Below are 21479 nucleotides of genomic sequence, written 5' to 3'. Positions count from 1 at the left end.
TTCCGGCCCTCGAAGCCGTGCCCCGGTCCGTTCTCCTCCCGGCCCCAGGGGGCCCTCCGCCCGCGCGGGGCGGTGCACCGTCTCCGCCCCTGACCTCCGATTGTGCCGGTTCCGGCCCCAACTGACTGAGCATCCACAACAATTCCCCCGGAACGGCCCGCCCACTCGACCGCGGGCCGCCTGGGGGGACGAGGGTGTCCGTGATGCGCAGGAAGAGCCCGTGGCCGGACGCCGGCGGGCCGCCGGAGGGCCACCCGCCCGGACGGTCCGCGGCGGCCCGGCGGCAGCGGGTGGTGCTGGTGGTCGCGGTGGTCTCGGCCGTGCTGTCCACCGGCGGGCTGGCGGCCACCACCCTGGTGAAGTCCCCGGCGGAGCGCGCGGCCCGGACGGCCCCGCCGCCCCGCACCCTGCTCACCGTCCCGGCCGTCAGCCGGGTGCTCAACCCCTCGGTGACGGCGCGGGCCTCGGTGTACCCGCCCACGCGGTACGACGTGGTGCCGACCGCCGCGTCGACCGAGGTCACCCAGCTCTTCCTGTCCAAGGCGGGCGCCAGGGCCGGCGACACGGTGACCAGCGGCCGGCTGCTCGCCGAGGTGTCCGGCCAGCCGGTGTACGTCCTGAGGGGCGCCGTGCCCGCGTACCGCGACCTGAAGCCCGGGGCCAGCGGTCCGGACGTGGTCGAACTACAGGAGGCCCTGGGCGAGTTGGGGCACTCGACCGGTTCGGACGAGAAGGGGTCCTTCGGCCCCGGCACGAAGACGGCGGTCACGGGGTTCTACCGCCGCCTCGGGTATCCGGTCCCGGTCACCGGCCCCGCCACCCAGCAGGCGGTGGACGCCGCGCAGAAGGCGGTGGACACCGGCCGGCAGACGGTGGACGCCCTGGTCGCGCAGCGGAACTCCGGCCGGCCGGCCGGGACGCCGTCCGAGCAGCCGGCCGTCGGCGCCGGCCTCGACCAGCAGATCGCCGCCGCCAGGAAGCAGGTGACGGCCGACCAGGCGGCGCTGGCCCGGGCCGTGGCGGTGAACGGCCCGATGGTGCCGGCCGCCCACGTGATCTTCCTGCCCGCCCTGCCGGCCACCGTCACGGCCGTGAACGGCTCGGTCGGGGCCCCGGTCTCGGGAGCCCTGCTCTCGCTCACCAGCGGCGGACTGACCGTCACGGGCCAGCTGCCCCCGGCCCAGGCGGCCGCGGTCAAGGCCGGCATGGCGGTCGAGGTCCTGGACGAGGAGACCGGCGCCAAGCTCACCGGCAAGGTCGCCGAGCTGGGCGCGCCGACCACCACCCCGCCGGCCGGCAAGGTGATCGCGCTCGGCGGGGCCGCCGCCGGTCAGAACGCCGGTGGCGCCGCCCCCGCGCCGGCCCAGGGCGGCGGAGCCCCGGCCGGCCCCTCGTACATCCCGGTCACCGTGACCCCCGACAGCCCGCTGCCGGGCGCGCTGAGCGGCAGGAACGTCCGGATCACCATCCTCAAGGACACCGCCGGCCGGCCGGTCACCGCCGTCCCGGTGGCGGCGGTCTTCACCGACGCGGCCGGACGGACCGCCGTCAGCACCCTGAGGGCCGGCGGTCTGCGGGCCGACGTGCCGGTCACCACCGGCGTCAGCGCCGACGGCCTGGTCGGCGTGGTCCCCGACATCGAGGGTGCCCTGAAGCCCGGCGACCAGGTGGTGGTCGGATCATGAGCCCGGCCACCGGGGCGGCCGCCCCGGCCGCCGGTACGCCCACCCCGGCCGCCGGTCCGCCCGCCCGGACCACCGGCGCGCCCGCGGACGGGCCTCCCGTCATCCGGCTGGCCGGCGTCGGCCGCAGCTTCGCCGGGCAGCCGCCCGTGGTCGCGCTGCGGCCCGCCGACCTGACGGTCCGCCAGGGCGAGTACGTCTCCGTCACCGGGCCGTCCGGCTCGGGGAAGTCCACCCTGCTGCACCTGCTCGGCCTGCTCGACACCCCCACCGAGGGGCGGTACGAGCTCGACGGCATCGACACCGGCGCGCTGCGCGACCGCGACCGGTCCACGCTGCGCGGGCGCCGGATCGGCTTCGTCTTCCAGTCCTTCCACCTGCTGCCGCACCGCACCGCCGAGGAGAACGTGGTGCTGGCCCAGGTCTACAACCGGGTGCCCCGGGCGCAGCGGGCCGGGGCGGCCCGGGAGGCGCTGCGGCTGGTCGGGCTGGGTCACCGGCTGGGCGCGCTGCCGACCACCATGTCGGGCGGCGAGCGCCAGCGGGTCGCCATCGCCCGGGCCCTGGTGAACCGGCCGAGCCTGCTGCTGTGCGACGAACCGACCGGGAACCTGGACTCCGCCAACGCCGAGGCGGTGCTCGCGCAGTTCGACGGGCTGCACGGCCAGGGCTACACCCTGGTGGTCATCACCCACGACCCGGCGGTGGCGGCCCGGGCCGGCCGGCAGGTGGCGATCCGGGACGGCGTGCTCTCCGAGACCTCGGAGGTGGTCCGCTGATGGCTCGTCACCCGCTGCCGGAGCCCGGCTCCCGGCTCGGCCCGCGGGACCTGTGCGCCGAGGCCCTGGCCGGCATCCTCCAGCGCCCCGGCCGGTCGGTCCTCACCGTGCTGGGGACGGTGCTCGGCATCGGCGCCTTCGTGGCGGTGCTGGGCCTCACCGCGACCGCCTCCGGACGGATCGGCGAGCAGTTCGACCTGACCAAGGCCACCACCGTGAACGTCGCCGACCGCCCGCGGACCGACGGCGTCCGCCCCGGCACCAACCCGCCACCGAGCTTCCCCGAGGACGCGGACGCCCGTCTCGCCGGGATCGACGGCGTCACCGCGGCCGGCGTCTGGTGGCCGCTCCCCGCCAACCCGGTGCTCTCGGCCCGCCCCACCGAGGCGCAGGGCGCCGGCACCGGCCTCACCGTCTTCGCGGCCACCCCGGGCGCGGTCGCCGCGATGGCCCCCACGCTGGTGGGCGGCGTGACCGTGGACGCCTTCGCGCAGCGGACGGCGCAGCCGGTGGTGATGCTCAGTCAGGCCGCCGCCAAGCGGCTCGGGGTGAGCCGGCTGGACGTGCGGCCGGCCGTCTTCCTGGACGGGCTGCCGTACACGGTGATCGGGATCTACTCGGACGTCCAGCGGCTGCCCGCCACCCTGCTCGGGGTGATCGTCCCGGCGAGCACGGCGCTGGAGCGCTACGGCAACCCCGGCACCGAGCCCGACCGCAGCGCCCAGGGGCTGATCGCCACCCGCACCGGCGCGGCCGCGGTGGTGGCCGAGCAGGTCGCGACCGCCCTGCGCCCGGACTCCCCCGGCTCCTTCGCCGTCACCCCGCCGCCCGATCCGCACGGTCTGCGCGACCGGGTCACCTCGGACCTGACCGGGCTCTTCCTTGCGCTGGCCGCGATCTGCCTGCTGGTCGGCGCGGTGGGCATCGCCAACACCACCCTGGTGGCCGTGCTGGAGCGCACCGAGGAGATCGGCCTGCGCCGCGCGCTCGGTGCCAGGACCAGGCACATCGCGGGGCAGTTCCTCACCGAGTCGACCGTGCTGGGCACCCTCGGCGGCCTGGTCGGCACCAGCCTCGGCGTGCTGACGGTGCTGGTGGTGGCGGCCGCCCGGGACTGGACGGCGGTGATGCACCCGGCCACCACCCTGCCCGCTCCGCTGATCGGCTCGCTGACGGGCCTGCTGGCCGGCCTCTACCCGTCGCTGCGGGCGGCCCGCACCGACCCGCTGAAGGCGCTGCGCGGCGGCGGCTGACCCCGGGCGCGATCCGCGGGAACGCACCGCGGGGCCCGGTCCAGTCGGACCGGGCCCCGGGTGCTGAGGGTGTGTCAGGCAGTCTTCCGGGCGGGGCCTAGAAGGCCTCCTCCGCCAGCTCCATGAGCTCGTTGTCGATGCCCTCGGCGATCAGGCGCTGCGGGGTGACCGTCGGCAGGACGTTGCGGGCGAAGAACTTCGCGGCCGCGACCTTGCCCTGGTAGAACGGCACGTCCTTGGCGGTGGCACCGGCCTCCAGCTTGGCCAGCGCCACGGAGGCCTGACGGAGCAGCAGCCAGCCGACCACCACGTCGCCCGAGGCCATCAGCAGGCGGGTGGTGTTCTGGCCCACCTTGTACATGTTCTTGACGTCCTGCTCGACCGAGGAGAGGTCGGCCAGCAGCTTGCCGACGATCGCCTCCAGGTCGCCGGCCGCCTTGCCGAGCAGCTCGCGCTCGGCCGCCAGGGCCTCGCCGCCCTCGCCGGTGGCCAGGAACTTCTTGATCTGCTCGGAGACCACGGTGAGCGCCTGGCCGCCGTCCTTGACGATCTTCCGGAAGAAGAAGTCCAGGCCCTGGATCGCGGTGGTGCCCTCGTACAGGGTGTCGATCTTGGCGTCGCGGATGTACTGCTCGATCGGGTACTCCTGCAGGAAGCCGGAGCCGCCGAAGGTCTGCAGGGACTGGGCGAGCTGCTCGTAGGACTTCTCCGAGCCGTAGCCCTTGACGATCGGGAGCAGCAGGTCGTTCAGGCGCTCGGCGGCGTCGTCGTGCTCGCCGCGCAGGCGGGCGGCCATCACGTCGTCCTGGACCGAGGCGGTGTAGAGCACCAGGGCGCGCATGCCCTCGGCGTACGCCTTCTGGGTCAGCAGCGAGCGGCGCACGTCCGGGTGGTGGGTGATGGTGACGCGCGGCGCGGTCTTGTCCAGGAACTGCGAGATGTCGGCGCCCTGCACGCGCTCCTTGGCGTACTCCAGCGCGTTCAGGTAGCCGGTGGAGAGGGTGGCGATGGCCTTCGTGCCGACCATCATCCGGGCGAACTCGATGATCTTGAACATCTGGCGGATGCCGTCGACGGTCTCGCCGACCAGCCAGCCCTTGGCGGGGTGCTTGGCGCCGAAGGTCATCTCGCAGGTGTTGGAGGCCTTGAGGCCCATCTTGTGCTCGACGTTGGTGGCGTAGGCGCCGTTGCGCTCGCCCAGCTCGCCGGTCTCCCAGTCGAAGTCGAACTTGGGGACGATGTACAGGCCCAGGCCCTTGGTGCCCGGCTTGCCGCCCTCGGGGCGGGCCAGCACCAGGTGGATGATGTTCTCGGACATGTCGTGCTCGCCCGAGGTGATGAAGCGCTTGACGCCCTCGATGTGCCAGGAGCCGTCCTCCTGCTTGATCGCCTTGGTGCGGCCGGCGCCCACGTCCGAACCGGCGTCCGGCTCGGTCAGCACCATGGTGGCGCCCCACTGGCGGTCGACCATGTGCTTGGCGACCTTGTGCTGCTCCTCGGTGCCCTCGTCGTAGACGACGCCGGCGAAGGCCGGACCGGAGGAGTACATCCAGATGGCGGGGTTGGAGCCCAGGATCTGCTCGGCGTAGGCCCAGATCAGCGAGGACGGGGTGACCTGGCCGCCGATCGCCTCCGGGATGCCCAGACGCCACCACTCGGCGTCCATGTACGCCTGGTAGCTCTTCTTGAAGGTCTCCGGGATCGGAGCGGTGTTGGTCTCCGGGTCGAAGACCGGCGGGTTGCGGTCGGTGTCGGCGAAGGAGGCGGCCAGGTCGTTCTCGGCCAGCCGGGAGATCTCGCTGAGGATGTTCTTCGCGGTCTCGACGTCCATGTCGGCGTACGGACCGGTGCCGTAGACCTGGTCACGACCGAACACCTCGAAGAGGTTGAACTCCACGTCGCGCAGGTTGGACTTGTAGTGACCCATGACCGTTTCTCCGGTTCGTCGCTTCCGCGGGTCCGCCACCTTCGAGCGCCCCACTTACCCACCAGTAGGCACCATGATGCTACCCGTAAGTAACATGCACAAGCCCCTGGAGCCGAAGGGGCTATGAAGAGGGTCACGTCCGCCGATAACCTTGACCCCGTGTACGGCTACGAGCAGACCGGGTACCAGGGCGACCCCTACCAGCAGCAGGCGCAGCAGCAGCACGCCCAGCAGCAGGGGATGAACGGCATGCCGGGCCCCGGCCAGTACGGCGAACAGCCTCCGCAGGCCGCTCCCCAGCAGTCTCTCTACCCGGAACCCTCGCCGCCATCCCTCGCGGACGCGGTCCGGGCCTTCACCACGGGCGCCATGCCGGTCGAGGACTTCCAGGCGATCTTCATCACCTCCAAGGTCCACTGCCCGCGCGGCGACCGCCCCGGCTTCCTGGCGCTGCACAACACGCCGACCCCGGTGATCCCGATGTTCAGCTCGCTCAAGGAGCTGCGCCGCTACGCCGGCAAGGACTCCAAGCACTTCAGCGTCACCGGCGCCGAGGTCCTCGACCTGCTGCCGACCGGCTACGGCTTCGCCCTCGACATGGAGGGCGAGCACCGGATGGTGTTCGACGCCAAGGCCGTGGAGCAGATGGTCGACTTCACCATGCGGCGGATGTACGGCTGAGCCCCCTCGGGGATCCCTCACGGGAGACCCATGACCCAATGGTTCAACTTTCAACTTGATTGTTGTTGAGGATTGAACTACATTGGCCGACGTAGGCCAGAGAACCCCGAAGAAGGAGGCCGACATGCCCGCCGTGACCGTCGAGAACCCGCTGACCCTTCCGCGCGTCGCCACCCCGGACGCCGCGACCAACACCCCTCGACCGGTGCTCGCGGTGGTCACCGCCCCGGAGGGCTTCGAGGGCGAGGGCTTCCCGGTCCGCCGGGCCTTCGCCAAGATCAACACCAAGTACCTCGACCCGTTCATCATGATGGACCAGATGGGCGAGGTGGAGTACGCCGCCGGAGAGCCCAAGGGCACCCCGTGGCACCCGCACCGCGGCTTCGAGACCGTCACCTACCTGATCGACGGCGAGTTCATCCACAAGGACTCGCACGGCGGCGGCGGCCACCTCGGCGGCGGCGACACCCAGTGGATGACGGCCGGCTCGGGCATCCTGCACATCGAGACCCCGCCGGAGTCGCTGGTGCTGACCGGCGGCCTGTTCCACGGCATCCAGCTCTGGGTGAACCTGCCGGCCGCGGACAAGATGACCCAGCCCCGGTACCAGGACATCCACGGCGGCCACGTCAAGCTGCTCACCACGCCGGACGGCGGCGCGGTCCTCCGCCTGATCGCCGGTCAGCTGGACGGCCACGAGGGCCCGGGCATCACCCACACCCCGATCACCCTGCTGCACGCCACCGTGACGCCCGGCGCGGAGCTCACCCTGCCCTGGCGGCAGGACTACAACGCGCTGGCCTACGTGCTCAACGGCGACGGGACGATCGGCGCCGAGCGCCGGCCGATCCGCACCGGCCAGTCGGCGGTCTTCGGCGAGGGCGACACCCTCACCATCGCGGCCGACGCCAAGCAGGACTCCCGGCACCCCAACCTGGACGTGATCATCCTGGGCGGGCAGCCGATCCGGGAGCCGGTCGCGCACTACGGGCCGTTCGTGATGAACAGCCACCGCGAGCTGGAGCAGGCCATGCGGGACTTCCAGTCGGGCGCCTTCGGGCAGCCGACCGACTGACCCGCCGTCGGGCCGGAGGCCGGGTCCCCGTGCGGGGGCCCGGCCTCCGGCGTTCCGTCGGCGTTCCGTCGGCGTTCCGTCGGCGTTCCGTCAGATCCGGGCGTAGAGGGCGGAGGCGTCGTCGTGGGCCTTGCCGCGGGGCCAGCGGCGGCAGTGCGCGTCGGTCCGCTCGGTGGCGCGGACCTGGGCGATCAGTTCGGCCGGGCCCTGTTCGGCGAGCAGGTGGACGGCGTCGGACCAGCTGCCGAGGCCGAAGCGCTCCGTCCAGCGGGAGGCCCCGTCGCTGAGGGCGGCGACGGCCCGCAGGGCGGTCAGCCGGACGAAGCCGGTCTCGGCGTGGCCGGCCGCGCGCGGGGAGGCGGCGGCGATCCACGGGCCGTGCCCGGTGTTGCGGGCCGCCCGGACGGCGAGGGAGTAGCGCAGGTGGAGGTCCGCCCGTTCGGCCGAACCCGGGACGGTGGACCAGATCTGACGCCGCAGCAGCTCACCGGCGGGGAAGCGCTGGTTGTCCCCGATCACCCGGGGCGGACCGTCCTTGAGGTCCAGCACCAGCATCGAGTCGCCGAGCACCAGGTACTCCAGCGAACTGCCGTGCAGCCGGGCCGCCACCACCATGGCGGCCGGGGTGTTGGGGTGGGCCAGGTCGCAGCGGCCGCCGTGCAGCGCGGCCGTCTCGACGATGGCGTCGGCCAGGCACTCGGCGATCGAGCGGTCGGCCCGGTCGGTGAGTCTGGCCAGGAGGTGGACGCCGAGGCGCCGGACGTACCAAGGGGTGCCGTGCCGGCAGCCGGACTCGAAGTCCTCCGGACTGCTCGACCCGTCCAGCAGTACCAGTGCCTCCGGGCTGGCGGCGGCGAAGTCCTCGCTCTCCCTGCCCGGCTTCTGCGGTTCGCCCGCGAGCTCTACCTGCATCCCGACAGTGTGGCGGCGGAGCGCGCGAGCGGACAGGGTGCCGACGGGATAGCGTCGTGAATGTCCTGTTCTGTCATCTTTTCAGGAGCCTCACGTGATGGTGCTGCAGTTCTTCGTCCTGCTGATCGCCGCGATCGGCTTCCCGACGCTCGCCCTGCTCTACCTGATCGGCGGCCCGCAGTACCGGGACCGGCCGCACTGAACCGCCGCCCGGTCCGGCGGGGAAATGGCCAGCCGGAGGGCCCCGGGCGTGGCAGGGTGACCCCGTAACACCGGTACCGGTTCCTGGAGGTCACACATGAGCGCCACCCCCGATCCCGTCGAGCCGACGGCGAGCGAGGAGCCCGTCGCCGAGCCCGACGACCAGAAGGCGAAGTTCCTCGCCGCGCTCGCCCGCAAGCAGGGCGCCAAGGGCGGCAACGGTGGCGGCCAGGGCGGGGAGTCGAAGATCCACGGCACCCACGCGGCGGCCGGCGGCAAGCGGAACTTCCGTCGCAAGAGCGGCGGCTGACGGCCCCTCGGCGCCGTCCGGGCGGTCCTCCCCCAGGGGAGGGCCGCCCTTCGCGTTTCAGCGGGCGGGGGTGGGGACGGGCAACGGTTCGGCGAGGAAGCCGAGCACGTTGTCGAGCACGGCCGGCTCGGTGAGCACCCGCTTGTGGCCGAGCCCACGGGTGGTCAGCAGGCGTGCGCCGTACGGCTCGTACGCCGCGTGGAGCGGGCCGGACTCGGCGTACGGGATCACGCGGTCGTCCTCGTCGTGCACCAGGAGGACGGGCAGGGCGAGCTCCTCCGGGCGGTGCACCGGGCTGAGACCCGGGTACTCCAGACCGGGCGGGAGCACGGCGGCGATCCGGCGGCGCAGTTCGGGGACCGCCCAGCCGCCGAGACCGAGGCCGGCGGCGAAGGCACGCGGGAAGAAGTCGAAGTCCCCCGGGCCGGCGATCGCCACCAGGCGCCCGGCCTTGACGGTGTCGCGCAGCGCCAGCACGGCGGCCGGGACCGCGAGGGAGTGGGCGACCACCGCCTCGAACGGGCCGTGGCGGTCGTGCAGCTGACGGATCGCCTCGCGGTAGTCGAGGATCGTCACCGTCCGGCCGGCCGACTCGCCGTGGCCGGGGGCGTCGAAGGAGACCACGGTGAGGCCGAGTGCGCGCAGCCGGGGTATCAGGGCGGCGTAGCGGGAGGCACGGGACTGCCAGCCGTGCAGCAGCAGCACCGGGCGCGCGCCGTCGCCCCAGCGGTAGGTGGTGACGGCGGTGCCGTGCACCTCGATGCGCTCGACCGCGGCGGCGGCGTGCAGCTCGCGCTCCTCGGGGCGCAGGCGGCTGCGGTGCACCGGGCGGAGGAAGAGGGCGAAGGCGGCGTGGCCGGCCAGGCGGGGCGCGAGGGCCGCCGTGGCATTGAGGGTGGTGCGGATCAGGGCGACGGACAGGTCCATGGGCGCTCCCCGGTCGGGCCGCGGCATGGGTGTGCGGCCTCTCTGGGGAAATATATTAGCACGACCGTTCGTGCAGTTTATGGAGTGGACGGTGGCCGGTGGACGGTGCGGGTGGGGACGGGCGGGGGTCAGGAGGCGAAGGCGGTGAGGGTCCGGTCGATGACGGTCGCGGCGCGGTCGAAGCGGGCCGGTTCGTCGAGGAGCAGGCTCTGCGCGTTGGCGGTCTCCATCGCGGCGACCAGGAGGAAGGCGAGCTGCTCGGGCTCGGCGGCCGGGGTCAGTTCGCCGGCGGCGCGGGCGGCGCGGACGAGGTCGATCAGGAGGCCCTCCCAGTCGCGGGCGGCCTCGGCCAGGGCGTCCCGGATCGGGCCGGGCTGGGTGTTGAACTCCGCCGAGACCGACTGGAAGAAGCAGCCGCCCGGGAAGACCCGGTCGCGGGCGTAGCCGACCCAGCTCGCGCACAGGGCACGCAGCTTCGACAGGCCCGGGGCCTCCTGCTCGTGCGGAGCGATCACGACGTCGTAGAAGATCCGGCGGGCGGCCCGGACGGTGGAGAGCTGGAGCTCCTCCTTCGACCCGAAGGCGGCGAACACCCCGCTCTTGCTCAGCCCCAGGTCGGTGGCCAGGCGCCCGATCGACAGTGCCCCCAGCCCCTCGACCGAGGCCACCTCGACGGCCCGGCCGAGCACCGCGCGACGGGTCTCGTTGCCCCGCTGCACCCGTCCGTCGGTGGCTGTTCCGGCCACTGCTCCCACCTCACTCCGCATCCGGCCCTCCAGGGTAGGGCCTGCGCGGCGCACGCAGGTGGTGATGCCGGGGGGGCGCAGGGAAACGGCAGCACGTGCAACTGGCTCGCCTGCCCCGACCTCACGCTGGGCCGCCTTCCGACTCGCGCAGTTCCTCGCGCCCCCGGGGTGACCACCTACGGTCCTCGCGCCCCGGGGTGACCACCTACGTTTCTCGCGCCCCCAGGGTGACCACCTACGTTCGCCAGTCGCCGGCCCAGGTGAGGAGGCGTTCGTCGTGGTGGGCCGGGGCGATGAGCTGGAGGCCCAGGGGGAGGGCGTCGGGCGGGGTGGTGGGGAGGGTGAGGGCGGGCCAGCCCAGGGCGCTCCAGGGGGTGGACATGACGGGGTCGCCGGTGGACTCCAGGCCGGGCGGGGCCGGGCCGGTGGCGGCGGGGGTCGCCCAGAGGTCGATGCCCTCGGTGGCGGTGAGTGCGGTGAGGTCGCGGCGGTGGCGGGTGAGGTCGCGCTGGGCGGCGGCGTACTCCGCGGTGGTGATCTCCTGCCCGTGCCGGATGGCCGCCGCCGTCTCGGGGCGGTAGAGGCGGCCGAAGCGGGGGAACAACTCCTCGTGCACCCGCGCCAGTTCGTACCGGGTGACCACCTCCACGGCCTCGACCACGGCCTCCAGGCCACCCGCCGGGGTCAGCCGACGGACCGTCAGCCCCAGCTCTCCGAGGACCGTTTCGAAGACCGCCAGCGCGGCCGGATCGACCGGGGCCAGGTAGGGCTCGGGGACGCCGAGCACCGGCGCGGGCAGCTCGCCGGCCACCGGCGTCCAGCCGTCGCAGAGCAGCGCCGCCGCGCGTGCCGCGCCGGCGACGCCGGAGGCCAGGACGCCGATGGTGTCGAGGCTCGGGGCGCAGGCGATCATCCCGTCCGGGGGGATCCGGCCGTACGTGGGGCGGAAGCCGACGACGCCGCAGTAGGCGGCCGGGCGGATCACCGAGCCGAGGGTCTGGGTACCGAGGGCGAGCGGCACCAGCCCGGCCGCGACCGCCGCCGCCGAGCCGCTGCTGGAGCCCCCCGGGGTGCGCGTCGGGTCGTGCGGGTTGCGGGTCGGGCCGGGGGCGCCGAGGGCGAACTCGGCGGTGACGGTCTTGCCCGCCACCAGGGCTCCCGCCCGCCGCAGCCGCCGTACCGCCGTCGCCTCCGGCCCGGCGAGCACCCCCGGCGGCAGGGCGGAGCCGGCGTGGGTCGGGAGCCCGTCCACGTGCAGGACGTCCTTCACCCCGACCGGCACCCCGTACAGCGGCGGGCGGTCGGGGCAGTGCGCCAGGGTGCGGGCCTCGGCGGCGAGCCGGGCGTAGCGACCGGGCTCCGGGGTGAAGGTCCGCAGCAGCGGGTCGAGCCGGTCGATCCGGGCGCACAACTCCTCGACCACGCCCTCCGGGTCCGCCCCTTCGCCCTCGGGGCCCACGTCCATCGGGTCCACGCCTGCCGGGTCCACGTCCGCCGGGTCCACGGGCGCGGCGGGCTAGGGCTGCTCGGTGTAGGTGTGTTCGCTGGGCAGGTACGGCACCTCGCGGAGGAAGAGGGCTCCGCAGGTGTGGCAGTTGAGGTCGGGCTGTTCCGACCACCGGGTCGGCTCCCGGGTCTCCGCCGCGCTCTCCAGCTCGTGGCCGCACATCGCGGTGGAGGCGCCCACCGTGGTGATGTGCCAGCTCTTCACGCCACCGGACTGACCGTCAGGGCCGTACTCGGCCCGCATCTGGTGCTCCATGCCCCAAGGCTGCGCCGCCCGCCCGCGACCGGCAATTCCTGAGCGCCCGTCAGGACGGCCGACCCGGTGCCCGGCCGCCGGGCGCCCCGGCCCCAGACTGGTACCCGTCACCGGACGACCGACCACGGAGGATCCCGCATGAGCGCCACGCTCCGCACCGACCGCACCGCGATCCGGCTCCGGCCGGTCGAGGCGCCCGCCGTGCGGCTCTTCCTCTTCCACCACGCCGGTGGCTCGCACCTGTTCTTCCGGGAGTGGTGCGAGCTCTTCCCGGCCGACTGGGACGTCGTGCTGACGGAGGCGCCCGGGCGCGGCTTCGGCGGCAGCGAGGCGCCGTTGACCGAGCTGGGTGCGCTGGCCGAGCGCTTCCGGGCGGACCTGCGCGCCCTGCTGACCGGGCCGTACGCCTTCTTCGGGCACAGCATGGGCGGACTGGTCGCCACCGAACTCGCCCGGCGGATACGGACCGCCGGGGAGCCGGGGCCGCGCTGGCTCGGCCTCTCGGCCTGGGCGGCCGACCGGGCCCGGCCCGCCGATGCGGAGGAGCCGCGCTACCTGCGCTCCGACGACGCGCTGCGGGAGCTGCTGGTCGGGATGGGCGGCACCCCCGCCGAGGTGCTGGCCGTGCCGGAGCTGTGGAACATGTTCTCCCCCGCGATCCGGAGCGACTTCCAGCTGGTGGACACCGCGCCGGCGGAGCTGCGCGCGCCGCTGACCGAGCTGCCGCAGTCGCTCTTCGCCGGGCAGGACGACCCCGTGACGCCCGCCCCCGCCGTGGCGGAGCTGGCCGGGCGGCTGCCACACCTCACCGGCCTGCACCTCCACCCCGGGGGCCACTTCTACCTGCGCGAGCACCGTGAGGTGATCGCCCGTCAGATCGTGGCCGACCTCGGCGGTGTGCTCCGGCAGGACGCCCCTGACGCCCCCTGACGCCTCACGGCCGCAGGCCCGCCAGCTCCTCGTGCAGCCCGCGCACCGCGTCCACGGCGGACCGCAGCGTCGACGGGTCGACCGAGAGCCCGGTCAGCGCCGCCTCCGTGCGGGGCCGGTAGTCGGCGGGGGTGTGGGGCATCCCCGCCGCCTCCGCGAGGGCGCCCTTCTCGTTCAGCAGGAAGCGGCGGTTGTGGGCGAAGACCACCTGGTTGAGGCAGGCCACCGCGCGGTGCAGCAGGCCGGTGACCTGGTGCAGGTCGCCCCGGCGGGCCGGGGAGAGCGCCCCGTCCAGGGAGAAGCCGGCCTCCCAGCCGAACCGGGCCACCACGGCCTCGGCCAGCGCCGGCGGGTACGGGTCGACCAGGGCACGCAGGGCGGCCAGCCGGCCCTCGGGGTCGTGCAGCGGCAGGTTGTGCCGCACCTCGCCGGCGTAGACGGTCGAGACGAAGCCGTGCGGGTGGCCCGGCTGGTAGTCGACGGTGAAGCGTCCGGCCGCCGCCTCCCGGACCACCCGCTCCACCCGGGCGTGGTCGCGCAGCAGGACGTCGGTCTTCAGCCCGTCCGCGGTGAGCCAGACGCCGCCGTTGATCCACGGCCCCCACTCGCCGTACCCACCGTGCCCGGCCGGTGCGCCCCCGTCGTCCAACTCCGCGGCCGCCGCCAGCACCTGCCCGAACTCCGGCGCGGCGGCGGGGTCGTAGTACAGCCCGATGTCCAGGTCCGAGTCCGGCCGGGCCGCACCCCGGGCCCGCGAGCCGCCCAGCACCACCCCCGTCACCCCGGGCAGCCGGGCCAGCCGCTCCCCGATCCGGGCGAGCGTGGCGGCGGGTTCGGGCAGCTGCGGGTTCGTCATCCGGCGAGCCTAAGGGCGGGGCCAGCCGGAGGACGGGCAGCTCCATCGTGAAGTCCGAAAAACATCGCGGCGCTGGAACGCTCCCGTGTCACCTCACCTGAAGATGCCGGTGTGACCCCGCTACGTCTCCACCGGTGACGGCCCTTGAGCCATCCCCGCCGCGGCGTTCGAATCCTCGATGTCCTGGTCGAGAACGAGCAGCACGGGCTCACCTTCGGATCCGCGTTGCCCTTCCGAGTGCCCTCCGGACGTGCCTGTCCGACATAGATCGGCTTTTCGGTGCCGCGGATGGCCTGGTAGAGCGGGTGCGCACCGGTGTAGTAGAGCGCGTAGACACCCGCACCGAACATGATGCCGATGGAGTCGAGCGGTTCCGGTTCGTGCTTCAGCAACTCCCGCTCTACGCTCCGGCCGAGGTTGTCCAGGTCGAGAGGGTTGTACGGCGTCGGCGTGAGAGCGGTGTCCCGCCACTTCCTTGGCTTGCGGGGCTTGCTCGGAACGCGCTCCGGCGGAGTGGTCACCCGAGCTCCGACGGCGTCTCGTCGACCGGCGCGTCGTTGGCGGGCGACGCCTCGGGCACGGCGTCGATTGCCTGCCCGGCCCGGTAGTACCTCCAGGCGCTCCGGTACTCGGTCGGGCTGTCGTTGTACATGATCACGTAGCCCATGAGGCTGGTGACCTGCCAATTGTCGGGAATCTCCGCCGAGATGAGCCGGAAGATCTCGGCGGCATCCACCGGCCCTTCGGGCACCTGGACGTACCTGTGCTTGAACTCGGAGGAGTGCGCGTACCGGAAGTTGTACGGCAGGCCGGCCTTCACCTTCTCCAACAGGTCCTGAAGGGTGATCTCACCGGGCCCAAGACCGGTGATCGGCCTGGACAGATCGACGGGGAACTGCACGTCGAAGTGATTCAGCTTCAGGATCGTGCTGTCCCGCTGCCGACCGGGATCCTTGTTGCCGAAACCGTTGTTGTTCCAAGGGATGTTGCCCATCTCCTTGTGACGGCTGATCAGCAGCTGCTCGGGGGCGAGCGCGGAGAAGTCTTCGGCCACGTACAGGCAGGAGAACGTCATCCTCTCCGACGAGATGTTCCGGCGCCCGGAGATCTTCTGGAGGTGGTTGCGCAGCCGGGCCGGCAGTGACTTGTCGGCCTTGCCCACATAGACGAACTCGCCGTCCAGGTAGAGCTGGTAGACCCCGGCCTTGTCCTCGAGCCGCCCGATGCTCTCCTCGCTCAGCGGAGCCTTGCCCAACCCCTGGAGCGCCTCGGCCAGTTGGTCACCGAGCGCTTTGGTGATGCTCAGCATGAAGTCCTTGTGGTACTGCGGCCCTCCATCGACCCCCGCCACCGGCGCCATCGGCCCTACTCCCTTGTTCGAGTGATCGGGGAAACCCTATCGGCGGGCGCCACGCCGCCGACGAACCTTCACGTCGAATCACTTGAAGATCGACAACTCCGCGGTATGCTTTGGCCATGGCCAAGCTGCAAGAAGTCTCGAAAAAAGATCGCACCGGTGTCGAACTGTTCGCCGGTGCCGGCGGCCTGGCCATGGCCGTGCATCGAGCGGGATTCCGACCTCTGCTGTTCAACGAGTTCGCCAAGCGAGCCTGCGAGACTCTTGAGGCCAACGGAGCCGAGCGGCTCGCGGACGGCGAGAAGCCGACCCGAGCACCGCTCGCCGGGGAGAAGGTCCCGCTCGTCGCCGGCGACGTCCAGGAGCTGGACATGGACTACCTGAAGGGTCGGGTGGACGTACTCGCCGGGGGGCCGCCGTGCCAGCCCTTCAGCCTTGGTGGCATCGCCAAGGGCGACGAGGACAAGCGGAACATGTTCCCGCAGATGTTCAGGGCTGTCCGCGAGATCCAGCCGAAAGCCGTGATCTGTGAGAACGTCCGTGGTCTGCTCCGGCCGTCCTTCAAGTCCTACTTCCACTACATCCTGCGCGAGTTGGAGCTGCCCTTCGAGGAGCGCGCCGAGGGTGCGGACTGGACGCAGCACGACGATTATCTGCGGACGCGGCTGCTGGAGTCGCCTGATGACCTCGGCAAGCGCTACGAGGTCATCATGACGCCGGTGAACGCCGCGGACTACGGCGTGCCTCAAATCCGCAACCGAGTGATCATCGTTGCCTTCCGGCGTGACCTGAACGTCGACGTAGACCTGTTCAAGCGCCTTGTGAGGCCGACGCACTCCGAGGCGGCTCTCCTCCGATCGATGACGGACGGGGGAAGTTACTGGGCGCGGCACTCGGAGGTCCCCGCGCACGTACGCGAGTGGGTGGGCTCGCGCCTACCGGAGACGCTTCCGATCGACGACGGGCTACTGCCCTGGAACACCCTGCGGGACGCGATCGCCGGCATCGGCGACAACAAGCCCCTGCCCGATGTCCCGGACGAGTGGCTGGACCGAACCGAACACCTCCTCGGTGGCTTCACCGAACACATCGGCTGGCCCGGCGCCCGGATCTACGACGGTCACACGCCCAATGAACTCGACCGGCCCGCCAAGACCGTCAAGGCGGGGGTGCACGGGGTTCCAGGTGGCGAATCGGTCATACTGCTCGACGAGTTGGTCACCGACAGGGCTGCCCAGGGCGGGCGCCGTTACAAGCACCGATACATGACGGTCCGAGAGACCGCGCGCGTCATGACGTTTCCCGATGACTGGGAGCTGAAGGGCCCGCGCGGCGAGAAGATGCGCCAGCTCGGCAATGCCGTGCCGGTCGTTCTCGGAGAGGTCTTCGCCAAGGCCGTCGCCGCCGTCCTGGACGAGGCGGAGGCACGCCGGAAATGACCGGGGCCGCGAGTGGTGGGCAGGGCCGCTGGAAGCACGATCCGCCGCCGGGACGTGCTTGGAAAGGCCGGCCGGGCCGAACCCGAGAGGCACTCGCCGCCGAACAAGACCGTGCCGCCGGCGGTCGTCACCGGCGCTCCGTCGACCTCGGCGACGGACGATTCGCCCGCGCCTCCGTCGAGTTGAAGGTGCTCCCGGACACCCGGCGCATTCGCGCCTACCTGCGCTGGTCGGACGCCGGGAAATCGCCGGCCCGCTATCTCGGTGAGGTCGAGCACGGCACCCGGGCGGCGAACCTGGCCGAGGGGTGGAGTCTGGCCTGGCAGAAGGCGCTTCTGACCGAAGAGCCCCCGGCGGAAGGCTCCTGGGCGTCGTCGGCGGCCGTCAGGGCCTCGATGCGAGGCAATCGGAACAAGGACACGAAGCCGGAGTTGAGGCTTCGCTCACTGCTCCACAAGCGGGGTCTCCGGTACCGAGTCGCGGCGAGACCACTCCCCGACCTACGACGCACTGCCGACCTCGTCTTCTCGAGGGCCAGAGTCGCCGTCTTCGTCGACGGCTGTTACTGGCACGGTTGTCCGGAACACCTGCGTGCCTCCACCAAGAACGTCGAATTCTGGCGAGCGAAGATCGACGGCAATCGGGCCCGGGACGCGGAGACCGACCGCCGACTCCAAGAAGCCGGATGGACCGTCATCCGAGTCTGGGAGCACGAGGACCCGGCCATGGCCGCCGCACGGGTCACCGATGTCGTCCGTTCCGCCTCACCCGCCCGGTGACGACGTGAGTCGCCTCAGGAGGCGGCGCGGAGGAGGGCGTCGTCCTGCCACTTGAGGACCTTGTCGAAGCTGACGATGGCGCCGCGGAGGGGGTGGTTGCGGAGCTGGACGTGGTCGGTGAGGGCGTGGATGAGGAAGAGGCCGCGGCCGCTCTCGGCGGAGAGGTCGGGGAGGGCCTCGAGGTCGACCGGGCGGGCGGAGGTGGGGCGGCCGGCCGGGAGGACGTGGGTGTCGTAGGGGGCGGGGCGGCCGTCGCCGCGGGGGCGGTGGGTGGTGAGGGCGGGGGCCGGGAGGGTGGCGCGGCCGCGGCGGGTGCGACAGCGGGTGCGGGGGCGCGCCGGGGAGGGGGCGGCGGCGCGGCGGACGGCGGGCAGCGGCGGGGTGCGGACGGGGACGGTGGCCGGGGGCAGGCCGGGGCCGGAGTCGGTGACCTCGATGCGCAGGGTGTCGCCGGAGATGGAGGCCGTCACCTGGAAGCCCTCGTCGGGGCGGGCGGTGGTGGCGTGCTCGACGGCGTTGGCGCAGGCCTCGGTGAGGGCGATGCCCAGGTCGAAGGCGATCTGGGGGTCGACCCCGGCGGAGTCCATGGCGCCCAGCAGGATGCGGCGGGCGAGCGGCACGCTGGCCGGGTCGCGCTTGAGGTGCAGAGTCCACCAGATGTCCACGGGAGGTCCCTCCTGGCTGCGGCTCCACATACAACTAGGTATCTCCGGCACATTCGCGGGTGAACCGTGCACGGGCCCCGGGACCGCCCGTTCGGCGGATGGACTGGTGCAGCGGGGTGTGCCGGGCAGCGCGTTGCACGGCGCGCACGCCGGGGCCGAACGGGGCAATGTGATGTATTTTCCGCCCCTCCCCGGGGACCGCTTGTAGGCGGTGAGAGGATGGCTCAGCCATGACCAGCCATCAGCCCGCCCCGCCGCCGGGAGCCGCCACCGGGAGCCGCCGTGCTCCGCAGGCCGCTCCCGTCGCCGCGTGGGACCTGCGGCTGGCCCGGGCCGTGCCGTTCGCGCTGGTCTGCACCGTGATCGCGGCCGCCGGGCACACCCTGGTCGGCAGCGGCGAGGTGGCGCTGCCCGCGCTGGTGCTCGGCTTCGTGCTGGTCTGCGCGGTGGCGGCCGCGCTCGGCGGCCGGGAGCGTTCGCTCGCCTCGATCGCCGGGGCGCTGGGCGCCGGGCAGTTGGGGCTGCACCTGCTCTTCCACTCGGCCTGCGGCGGGTTCGCCGGGGTGGCGATGACCGGCATGGCCGGGATGCACCACGGCGGGCTGACGCTGCCTCAGGTGGCGGGGCGGCTGGTCTGCAACGAGACCGGGCTCCCGCTGGCCGGGGACCCGGCGCAGCTGGTCCGGGCCGCCGGGCTGGACCCGACGGCCTACCCGCTGACCACCGCCGCTCCGGACCAGGGCTTCCTCGGGATGACCGTCCCGATGCTGCTGGGCCACCTGGCCGCCGCCGTGGTGGCCGGCTGGTGGCTGCGCCGGGGGGAGGCCGCGCTCTGGCGGCTGCTCCGGCTGACCGCGCGGGCGGCACAGGAGTGCGCCGCCCCGCTCCGCACGGTGCTGGCCCTGGTGCTGGCGCTGCTGCTCGGCCCGCTGCCCGCACCGCGCGCCCTGCGCGCGCCCCGGGCGGGCGACTGGCGGCTGCCCGCCGCCGTCTCGCTGCGGCACAGCCTGCTGAGGCGCGGGCCTCCCGGGTACGGGTTCGCGCGCTGACCCAGGGCCCCCGGGCCCGGTACGGCGTGCGAAGAGTGCTGACCCCTGGTCAGATCCCACGTCCCGTACCCCTGCGGGCCCGCGCGCCGTCGACCACGGCCGGCGCGGCCGCCCGCCGTCTCCGTCTGGAGCCCACACCCATGCGCATCTCTCCTGCCCGTCGTCTCACCGCTGCCGCCGCAGGCGCCGCCGCCTCCGTGCTGGCCCTGGCCGCCCCGGCGTTCGCGCACGTCACCGTCCAGCCGGGCTCGGCCCAGCAGGGCGGCTACACCGCCGTCGACTTCCGGGTGCCGAACGAGAGCGACTCCGCCTCGACCGTGAAGCTCGAGGTCAACCTCCCGCTGGACCACCCGATGGCCTCGGTCCGCGTGCTGCCGGTGCCGGGCTGGACCGCCGTGCTGGAGAAGTCCAAGCTCGACAAGCCGCTGAAGGCGCACGGCCAGGACATCACCGAGGCGGTCTCCAAGATCACCTGGACCGCCGAGGGCGGCGCGAAGATCGCCCCGGGCCAGTTCCAGGAGTTCAAGGTCTCGCTCGGCGCGCTGCCGACCGACACCGAGAAGCTCACCTTCAAGGCGCTGCAGACCTACGACGACGGCAACGTGGTCCGCTGGATCGACGAGGCCAAGGAGGGCCAGCCCGAGCCGGCCAAGCCCGCTCCGGTCCTGACCCTCACCAAGGCCCCGGCCGCCGCTGCCGGCGCCGACCACCACGCGGCCGGTTCGGCCGACGCCGCGAAGGACAAGGCGGCCGACAAGGGCGGCCAGGCCGTGGCCAAGGCCGACGACTCCACCGCCCGCACCCTCGGCGTGGTCGGCATCGTGGTCGGCGTGATCGGCGCCGGGCTCGGCTTCCTGGGCCTGCGCCGCAAGAGCAGCGCCTCCTGAGTCAGGGCCGGTCCGGGCCGCCGCACGCCAGGCGGCGGCCCGGACCAGGCCGCAGTCGCACGCCCCACGAACGGATCACCATGGCACCCCGCACCACCCGACGGACCTCCCCCCGACTGCTCGGCGCCGCCGCCCTCGCGCTGACCGCCGCCCTCGCCCTGACCGCCTGCGGCTCCTCCGGCTCCGGCGCCGGCGGCCCCGCCAAGGTCTCGAAGGAGAGCAGCACGTCGCCGTACCAGGCGACCGTGCTGACCAAGCACTTCGACAAGCCCGACCTGGTGCTGAACGACACCTCCGGCCAGCCGTACGACCTGCGCGCCAAGACCGCCGGCCGGGCCACCCTGCTGTTCTTCGGCTACACCAGCTGCCCGGACGTCTGCCCGACCACCATGGGCGACATCGGCGTGGCGATGTCCAAGCTCTCCCCGGAGGAGCAGCAGAAGATCGACGTGGTCTTCGTCTCCACCGACCCGGAGCGGGACACCCCGAAGGTGCTGCGCACCTGGCTGGACTCGATGGGCAAGAGCTTCACCGGCCTGACCGGTGGCCTGGAGAAGGTGAAGGCCGCCGCCAAGACCCTCGGCGTGCTGGTCGAGGACCCGATCGTGAACAAGGACGGCACCGTCACCTCCTCGCACGGCGCCCAGGTGCTGGGCTTCCTGCCCTCCGACGACAAGGCCCACCTGCTCTACCTGAGCAGCACCTCCACCCAGACCTTCGCGCACGACCTCCCGCTGCTGGCCAAGGGGGTGGCCGCGTGACCGGCTTCCGCCGCAGTGCCCTGATCGGGGCGGGCCTGGCCGCCGTGCTGGCCGCCGGGACGATACTCGTCGGCTGCGGGTCCGGCTCCGGGGCCGACGCGCCGTCGGCCGGGGCCGCGGTGGCCGGGGCCGCCCCGAGGCTCAGCGTGGTCGACTCCTACATCCCGCTGCCCGCCAGCCCGAACGGGATGGGCGCCGGGTACCTGACGGTGCGCAACGAGGGCGGCGCCGACGAACTGGTGAAGGTCTCCAGCCCCGCGGCCAAGTCGGTCACCATGCACCGCTCCACCGACCAGACCATGGAGCAGGTGGAGTCCTTCCCGGTGCCGTCCGGCGGCGAGCTGCAGCTGGCCCGGGGCGGGAACCACCTGATGATCATGGGCTGGGAGAAGGCGCCCGCCGTCGGCGACCAGCTCGAACTGGACCTCACCTTCAAGAAGGGCGGGACGGTGGCCGTCAAGGTCCCGGTCCAGCCGCTCACCTACCGACCGGGAAGCTGAC

General features: G+C 73.0%; 23 protein-coding genes. 13 read left to right on the top strand and 10 right to left on the bottom strand.

Annotated elements, in window-relative coordinates; genetic code table 11:
- Nucleotides 1-203 precede the first annotated feature (203 nt).
- From ACWEPF_RS00315 to ACWEPF_RS00305, 3 genes are read left to right on the top strand one after another with little or no spacing between them, the layout of a single operon-like run.
- The gene (locus tag ACWEPF_RS00315; RefSeq protein ID WP_452170799.1) at nucleotides 204-1685 is read left to right on the top strand and encodes a peptidoglycan-binding protein; all 1482 of its coding nucleotides are present in this window, start codon (nucleotides 204-206) and stop codon (nucleotides 1683-1685) included.
- A complete protein-coding gene (locus ACWEPF_RS00310) occupies nucleotides 1682-2461 on the top strand; it encodes an ABC transporter ATP-binding protein (protein ID WP_452170798.1) in 780 nt (259 codons plus the stop codon). Before ACWEPF_RS00315 ends, ACWEPF_RS00310 begins: the two co-directional genes overlap by 4 nt.
- Complete coding sequence (locus ACWEPF_RS00305) at nucleotides 2461-3714, top strand: ABC transporter permease (protein ID WP_452170797.1); 1254 nt, start codon at nucleotides 2461-2463, stop codon at nucleotides 3712-3714. The genes ACWEPF_RS00310 and ACWEPF_RS00305 overlap by 1 nt, the downstream gene beginning before the upstream one ends.
- A 97-nt stretch (nucleotides 3715-3811) precedes the next feature.
- Here ACWEPF_RS00305 and ACWEPF_RS00300 read toward each other — a convergent pair whose 3' ends face one another.
- Nucleotides 3812-5641, bottom strand: a complete 1830-nt coding sequence (locus ACWEPF_RS00300) for an acyl-CoA dehydrogenase (protein ID WP_345290644.1) — start codon at nucleotides 5639-5641, stop codon at nucleotides 3812-3814.
- Nucleotides 5642-5800: 159 nt separating this feature from the next.
- Here ACWEPF_RS00300 and ACWEPF_RS00295 point away from each other — a divergent pair, with 159 nt between their 5' ends.
- Nucleotides 5801-6322: an SseB family protein gene (locus ACWEPF_RS00295; RefSeq protein WP_380149505.1), complete on the top strand. Its 522-nt coding sequence runs from the start codon at nucleotides 5801-5803 to the stop codon at nucleotides 6320-6322.
- Between the two features lie 124 nt (nucleotides 6323-6446).
- The gene (locus ACWEPF_RS00290; RefSeq protein WP_449796170.1) at nucleotides 6447-7397 is read left to right on the top strand and encodes a pirin family protein; all 951 of its coding nucleotides are present in this window, start codon (nucleotides 6447-6449) and stop codon (nucleotides 7395-7397) included.
- A 90-nt stretch (nucleotides 7398-7487) separates the two neighbouring features.
- Here the strand turns inward: ACWEPF_RS00290 and ACWEPF_RS00285 are convergent, their stop codons facing one another.
- The gene (locus tag ACWEPF_RS00285; RefSeq protein WP_452170796.1) at nucleotides 7488-8309 is read right to left on the bottom strand and encodes an integrase; all 822 of its coding nucleotides are present in this window, start codon (nucleotides 8307-8309) and stop codon (nucleotides 7488-7490) included.
- Between the two features lie 298 nt (nucleotides 8310-8607).
- Here ACWEPF_RS00285 and ACWEPF_RS00280 point away from each other — a divergent pair, with 298 nt between their 5' ends.
- Nucleotides 8608-8820, top strand: a complete 213-nt coding sequence (locus ACWEPF_RS00280) for a DUF5302 domain-containing protein (RefSeq protein ID WP_345290628.1) — start codon at nucleotides 8608-8610, stop codon at nucleotides 8818-8820.
- Nucleotides 8821-8877: 57 nt separating this feature from the next.
- Here the strand turns inward: ACWEPF_RS00280 and ACWEPF_RS00275 are convergent, their stop codons facing one another.
- From ACWEPF_RS00275 to ACWEPF_RS00260, 4 genes are all read right to left on the bottom strand, one after another.
- The gene (locus ACWEPF_RS00275; RefSeq protein WP_452170795.1) at nucleotides 8878-9747 is read right to left on the bottom strand and encodes an alpha/beta fold hydrolase; all 870 of its coding nucleotides are present in this window, start codon (nucleotides 9745-9747) and stop codon (nucleotides 8878-8880) included.
- A 128-nt stretch (nucleotides 9748-9875) separates the two neighbouring features.
- Nucleotides 9876-10493, bottom strand: coding sequence for a TetR/AcrR family transcriptional regulator (locus ACWEPF_RS00270; RefSeq protein ID WP_449796172.1), 618 nt, complete (start codon nucleotides 10491-10493; stop codon nucleotides 9876-9878).
- A gap of 235 nt (nucleotides 10494-10728) precedes the next feature.
- Entirely contained in the window at nucleotides 10729-11982 is a 1254-nt protein-coding gene (locus tag ACWEPF_RS00265; RefSeq protein WP_452170794.1) for an amidase, read from the bottom strand.
- Between the two features lie 27 nt (nucleotides 11983-12009).
- On the bottom strand, nucleotides 12010-12255 hold the full coding sequence (locus ACWEPF_RS00260) for a hypothetical protein (RefSeq protein WP_345290624.1): 246 nt from the start codon (nucleotides 12253-12255) through the stop codon (nucleotides 12010-12012).
- A 138-nt stretch (nucleotides 12256-12393) separates the two neighbouring features.
- Between ACWEPF_RS00260 and ACWEPF_RS00255 the strand changes: the two genes are divergently transcribed.
- Nucleotides 12394-13185, top strand: coding sequence for a thioesterase II family protein (locus tag ACWEPF_RS00255; RefSeq protein WP_452170793.1), 792 nt, complete (start codon nucleotides 12394-12396; stop codon nucleotides 13183-13185).
- 4 nt (nucleotides 13186-13189) lie between these two features.
- On the opposite strand, the gene ACWEPF_RS00250 is transcribed toward ACWEPF_RS00255, so the two are convergent.
- The 3 genes from ACWEPF_RS00250 to ACWEPF_RS00240 form a co-directional block, all read right to left on the bottom strand.
- Nucleotides 13190-14041, bottom strand: coding sequence for a nucleotidyltransferase domain-containing protein (locus tag ACWEPF_RS00250; protein WP_452170792.1), 852 nt, complete (start codon nucleotides 14039-14041; stop codon nucleotides 13190-13192).
- The gene (locus ACWEPF_RS00245; protein WP_452170935.1) at nucleotides 14038-14391 is read right to left on the bottom strand and encodes an Eco29kI family restriction endonuclease; all 354 of its coding nucleotides are present in this window, start codon (nucleotides 14389-14391) and stop codon (nucleotides 14038-14040) included. The genes ACWEPF_RS00250 and ACWEPF_RS00245 overlap by 4 nt, the downstream gene beginning before the upstream one ends.
- 167 nt (nucleotides 14392-14558) lie before the next feature.
- Nucleotides 14559-15401, bottom strand: coding sequence for a GIY-YIG nuclease family protein (locus ACWEPF_RS00240; RefSeq protein ID WP_452170791.1), 843 nt, complete (start codon nucleotides 15399-15401; stop codon nucleotides 14559-14561).
- A 116-nt stretch (nucleotides 15402-15517) separates the two neighbouring features.
- Here ACWEPF_RS00240 and ACWEPF_RS00235 point away from each other — a divergent pair, with 116 nt between their 5' ends.
- Together ACWEPF_RS00235 and ACWEPF_RS00230 are read left to right on the top strand one after the other, a co-directional pair.
- Entirely contained in the window at nucleotides 15518-16837 is a 1320-nt protein-coding gene (locus ACWEPF_RS00235; protein WP_452170790.1) for a DNA cytosine methyltransferase, read from the top strand.
- Nucleotides 16834-17616, top strand: a complete 783-nt coding sequence (locus ACWEPF_RS00230; RefSeq protein WP_452170789.1) for a very short patch repair endonuclease — start codon at nucleotides 16834-16836, stop codon at nucleotides 17614-17616. Before ACWEPF_RS00235 ends, ACWEPF_RS00230 begins: the two co-directional genes overlap by 4 nt.
- A gap of 14 nt (nucleotides 17617-17630) precedes the next feature.
- Here ACWEPF_RS00230 and ACWEPF_RS00225 read toward each other — a convergent pair whose 3' ends face one another.
- On the bottom strand, nucleotides 17631-18281 hold the full coding sequence (locus tag ACWEPF_RS00225) for an ATP-binding protein (protein WP_345290621.1): 651 nt from the start codon (nucleotides 18279-18281) through the stop codon (nucleotides 17631-17633).
- A gap of 230 nt (nucleotides 18282-18511) precedes the next feature.
- Between ACWEPF_RS00225 and ACWEPF_RS00220 the strand changes: the two genes are divergently transcribed.
- From ACWEPF_RS00220 to ACWEPF_RS00205, 4 genes are all read left to right on the top strand, one after another.
- On the top strand, nucleotides 18512-19330 hold the full coding sequence (locus ACWEPF_RS00220; RefSeq protein WP_452170788.1) for a hypothetical protein: 819 nt from the start codon (nucleotides 18512-18514) through the stop codon (nucleotides 19328-19330).
- Nucleotides 19331-19470: 140 nt separating this feature from the next.
- On the top strand, nucleotides 19471-20217 hold the full coding sequence (locus ACWEPF_RS00215; RefSeq protein WP_452170787.1) for a YcnI family copper-binding membrane protein: 747 nt from the start codon (nucleotides 19471-19473) through the stop codon (nucleotides 20215-20217).
- Nucleotides 20218-20297: 80 nt separating this feature from the next.
- Nucleotides 20298-20978, top strand: a complete 681-nt coding sequence (locus ACWEPF_RS00210; RefSeq protein WP_452170786.1) for an SCO family protein — start codon at nucleotides 20298-20300, stop codon at nucleotides 20976-20978.
- Entirely contained in the window at nucleotides 20975-21478 is a 504-nt protein-coding gene (locus ACWEPF_RS00205; protein WP_449796179.1) for a copper chaperone PCu(A)C, read from the top strand. The genes ACWEPF_RS00210 and ACWEPF_RS00205 overlap by 4 nt, the downstream gene beginning before the upstream one ends.
- Nucleotide 21479: the final 1 nt, after the last annotated feature.

This window comes from Kitasatospora sp. NPDC004289 (genome assembly GCF_053602875.1).
This window is presented reverse-complemented; position numbering and strand designations above follow the sequence as displayed.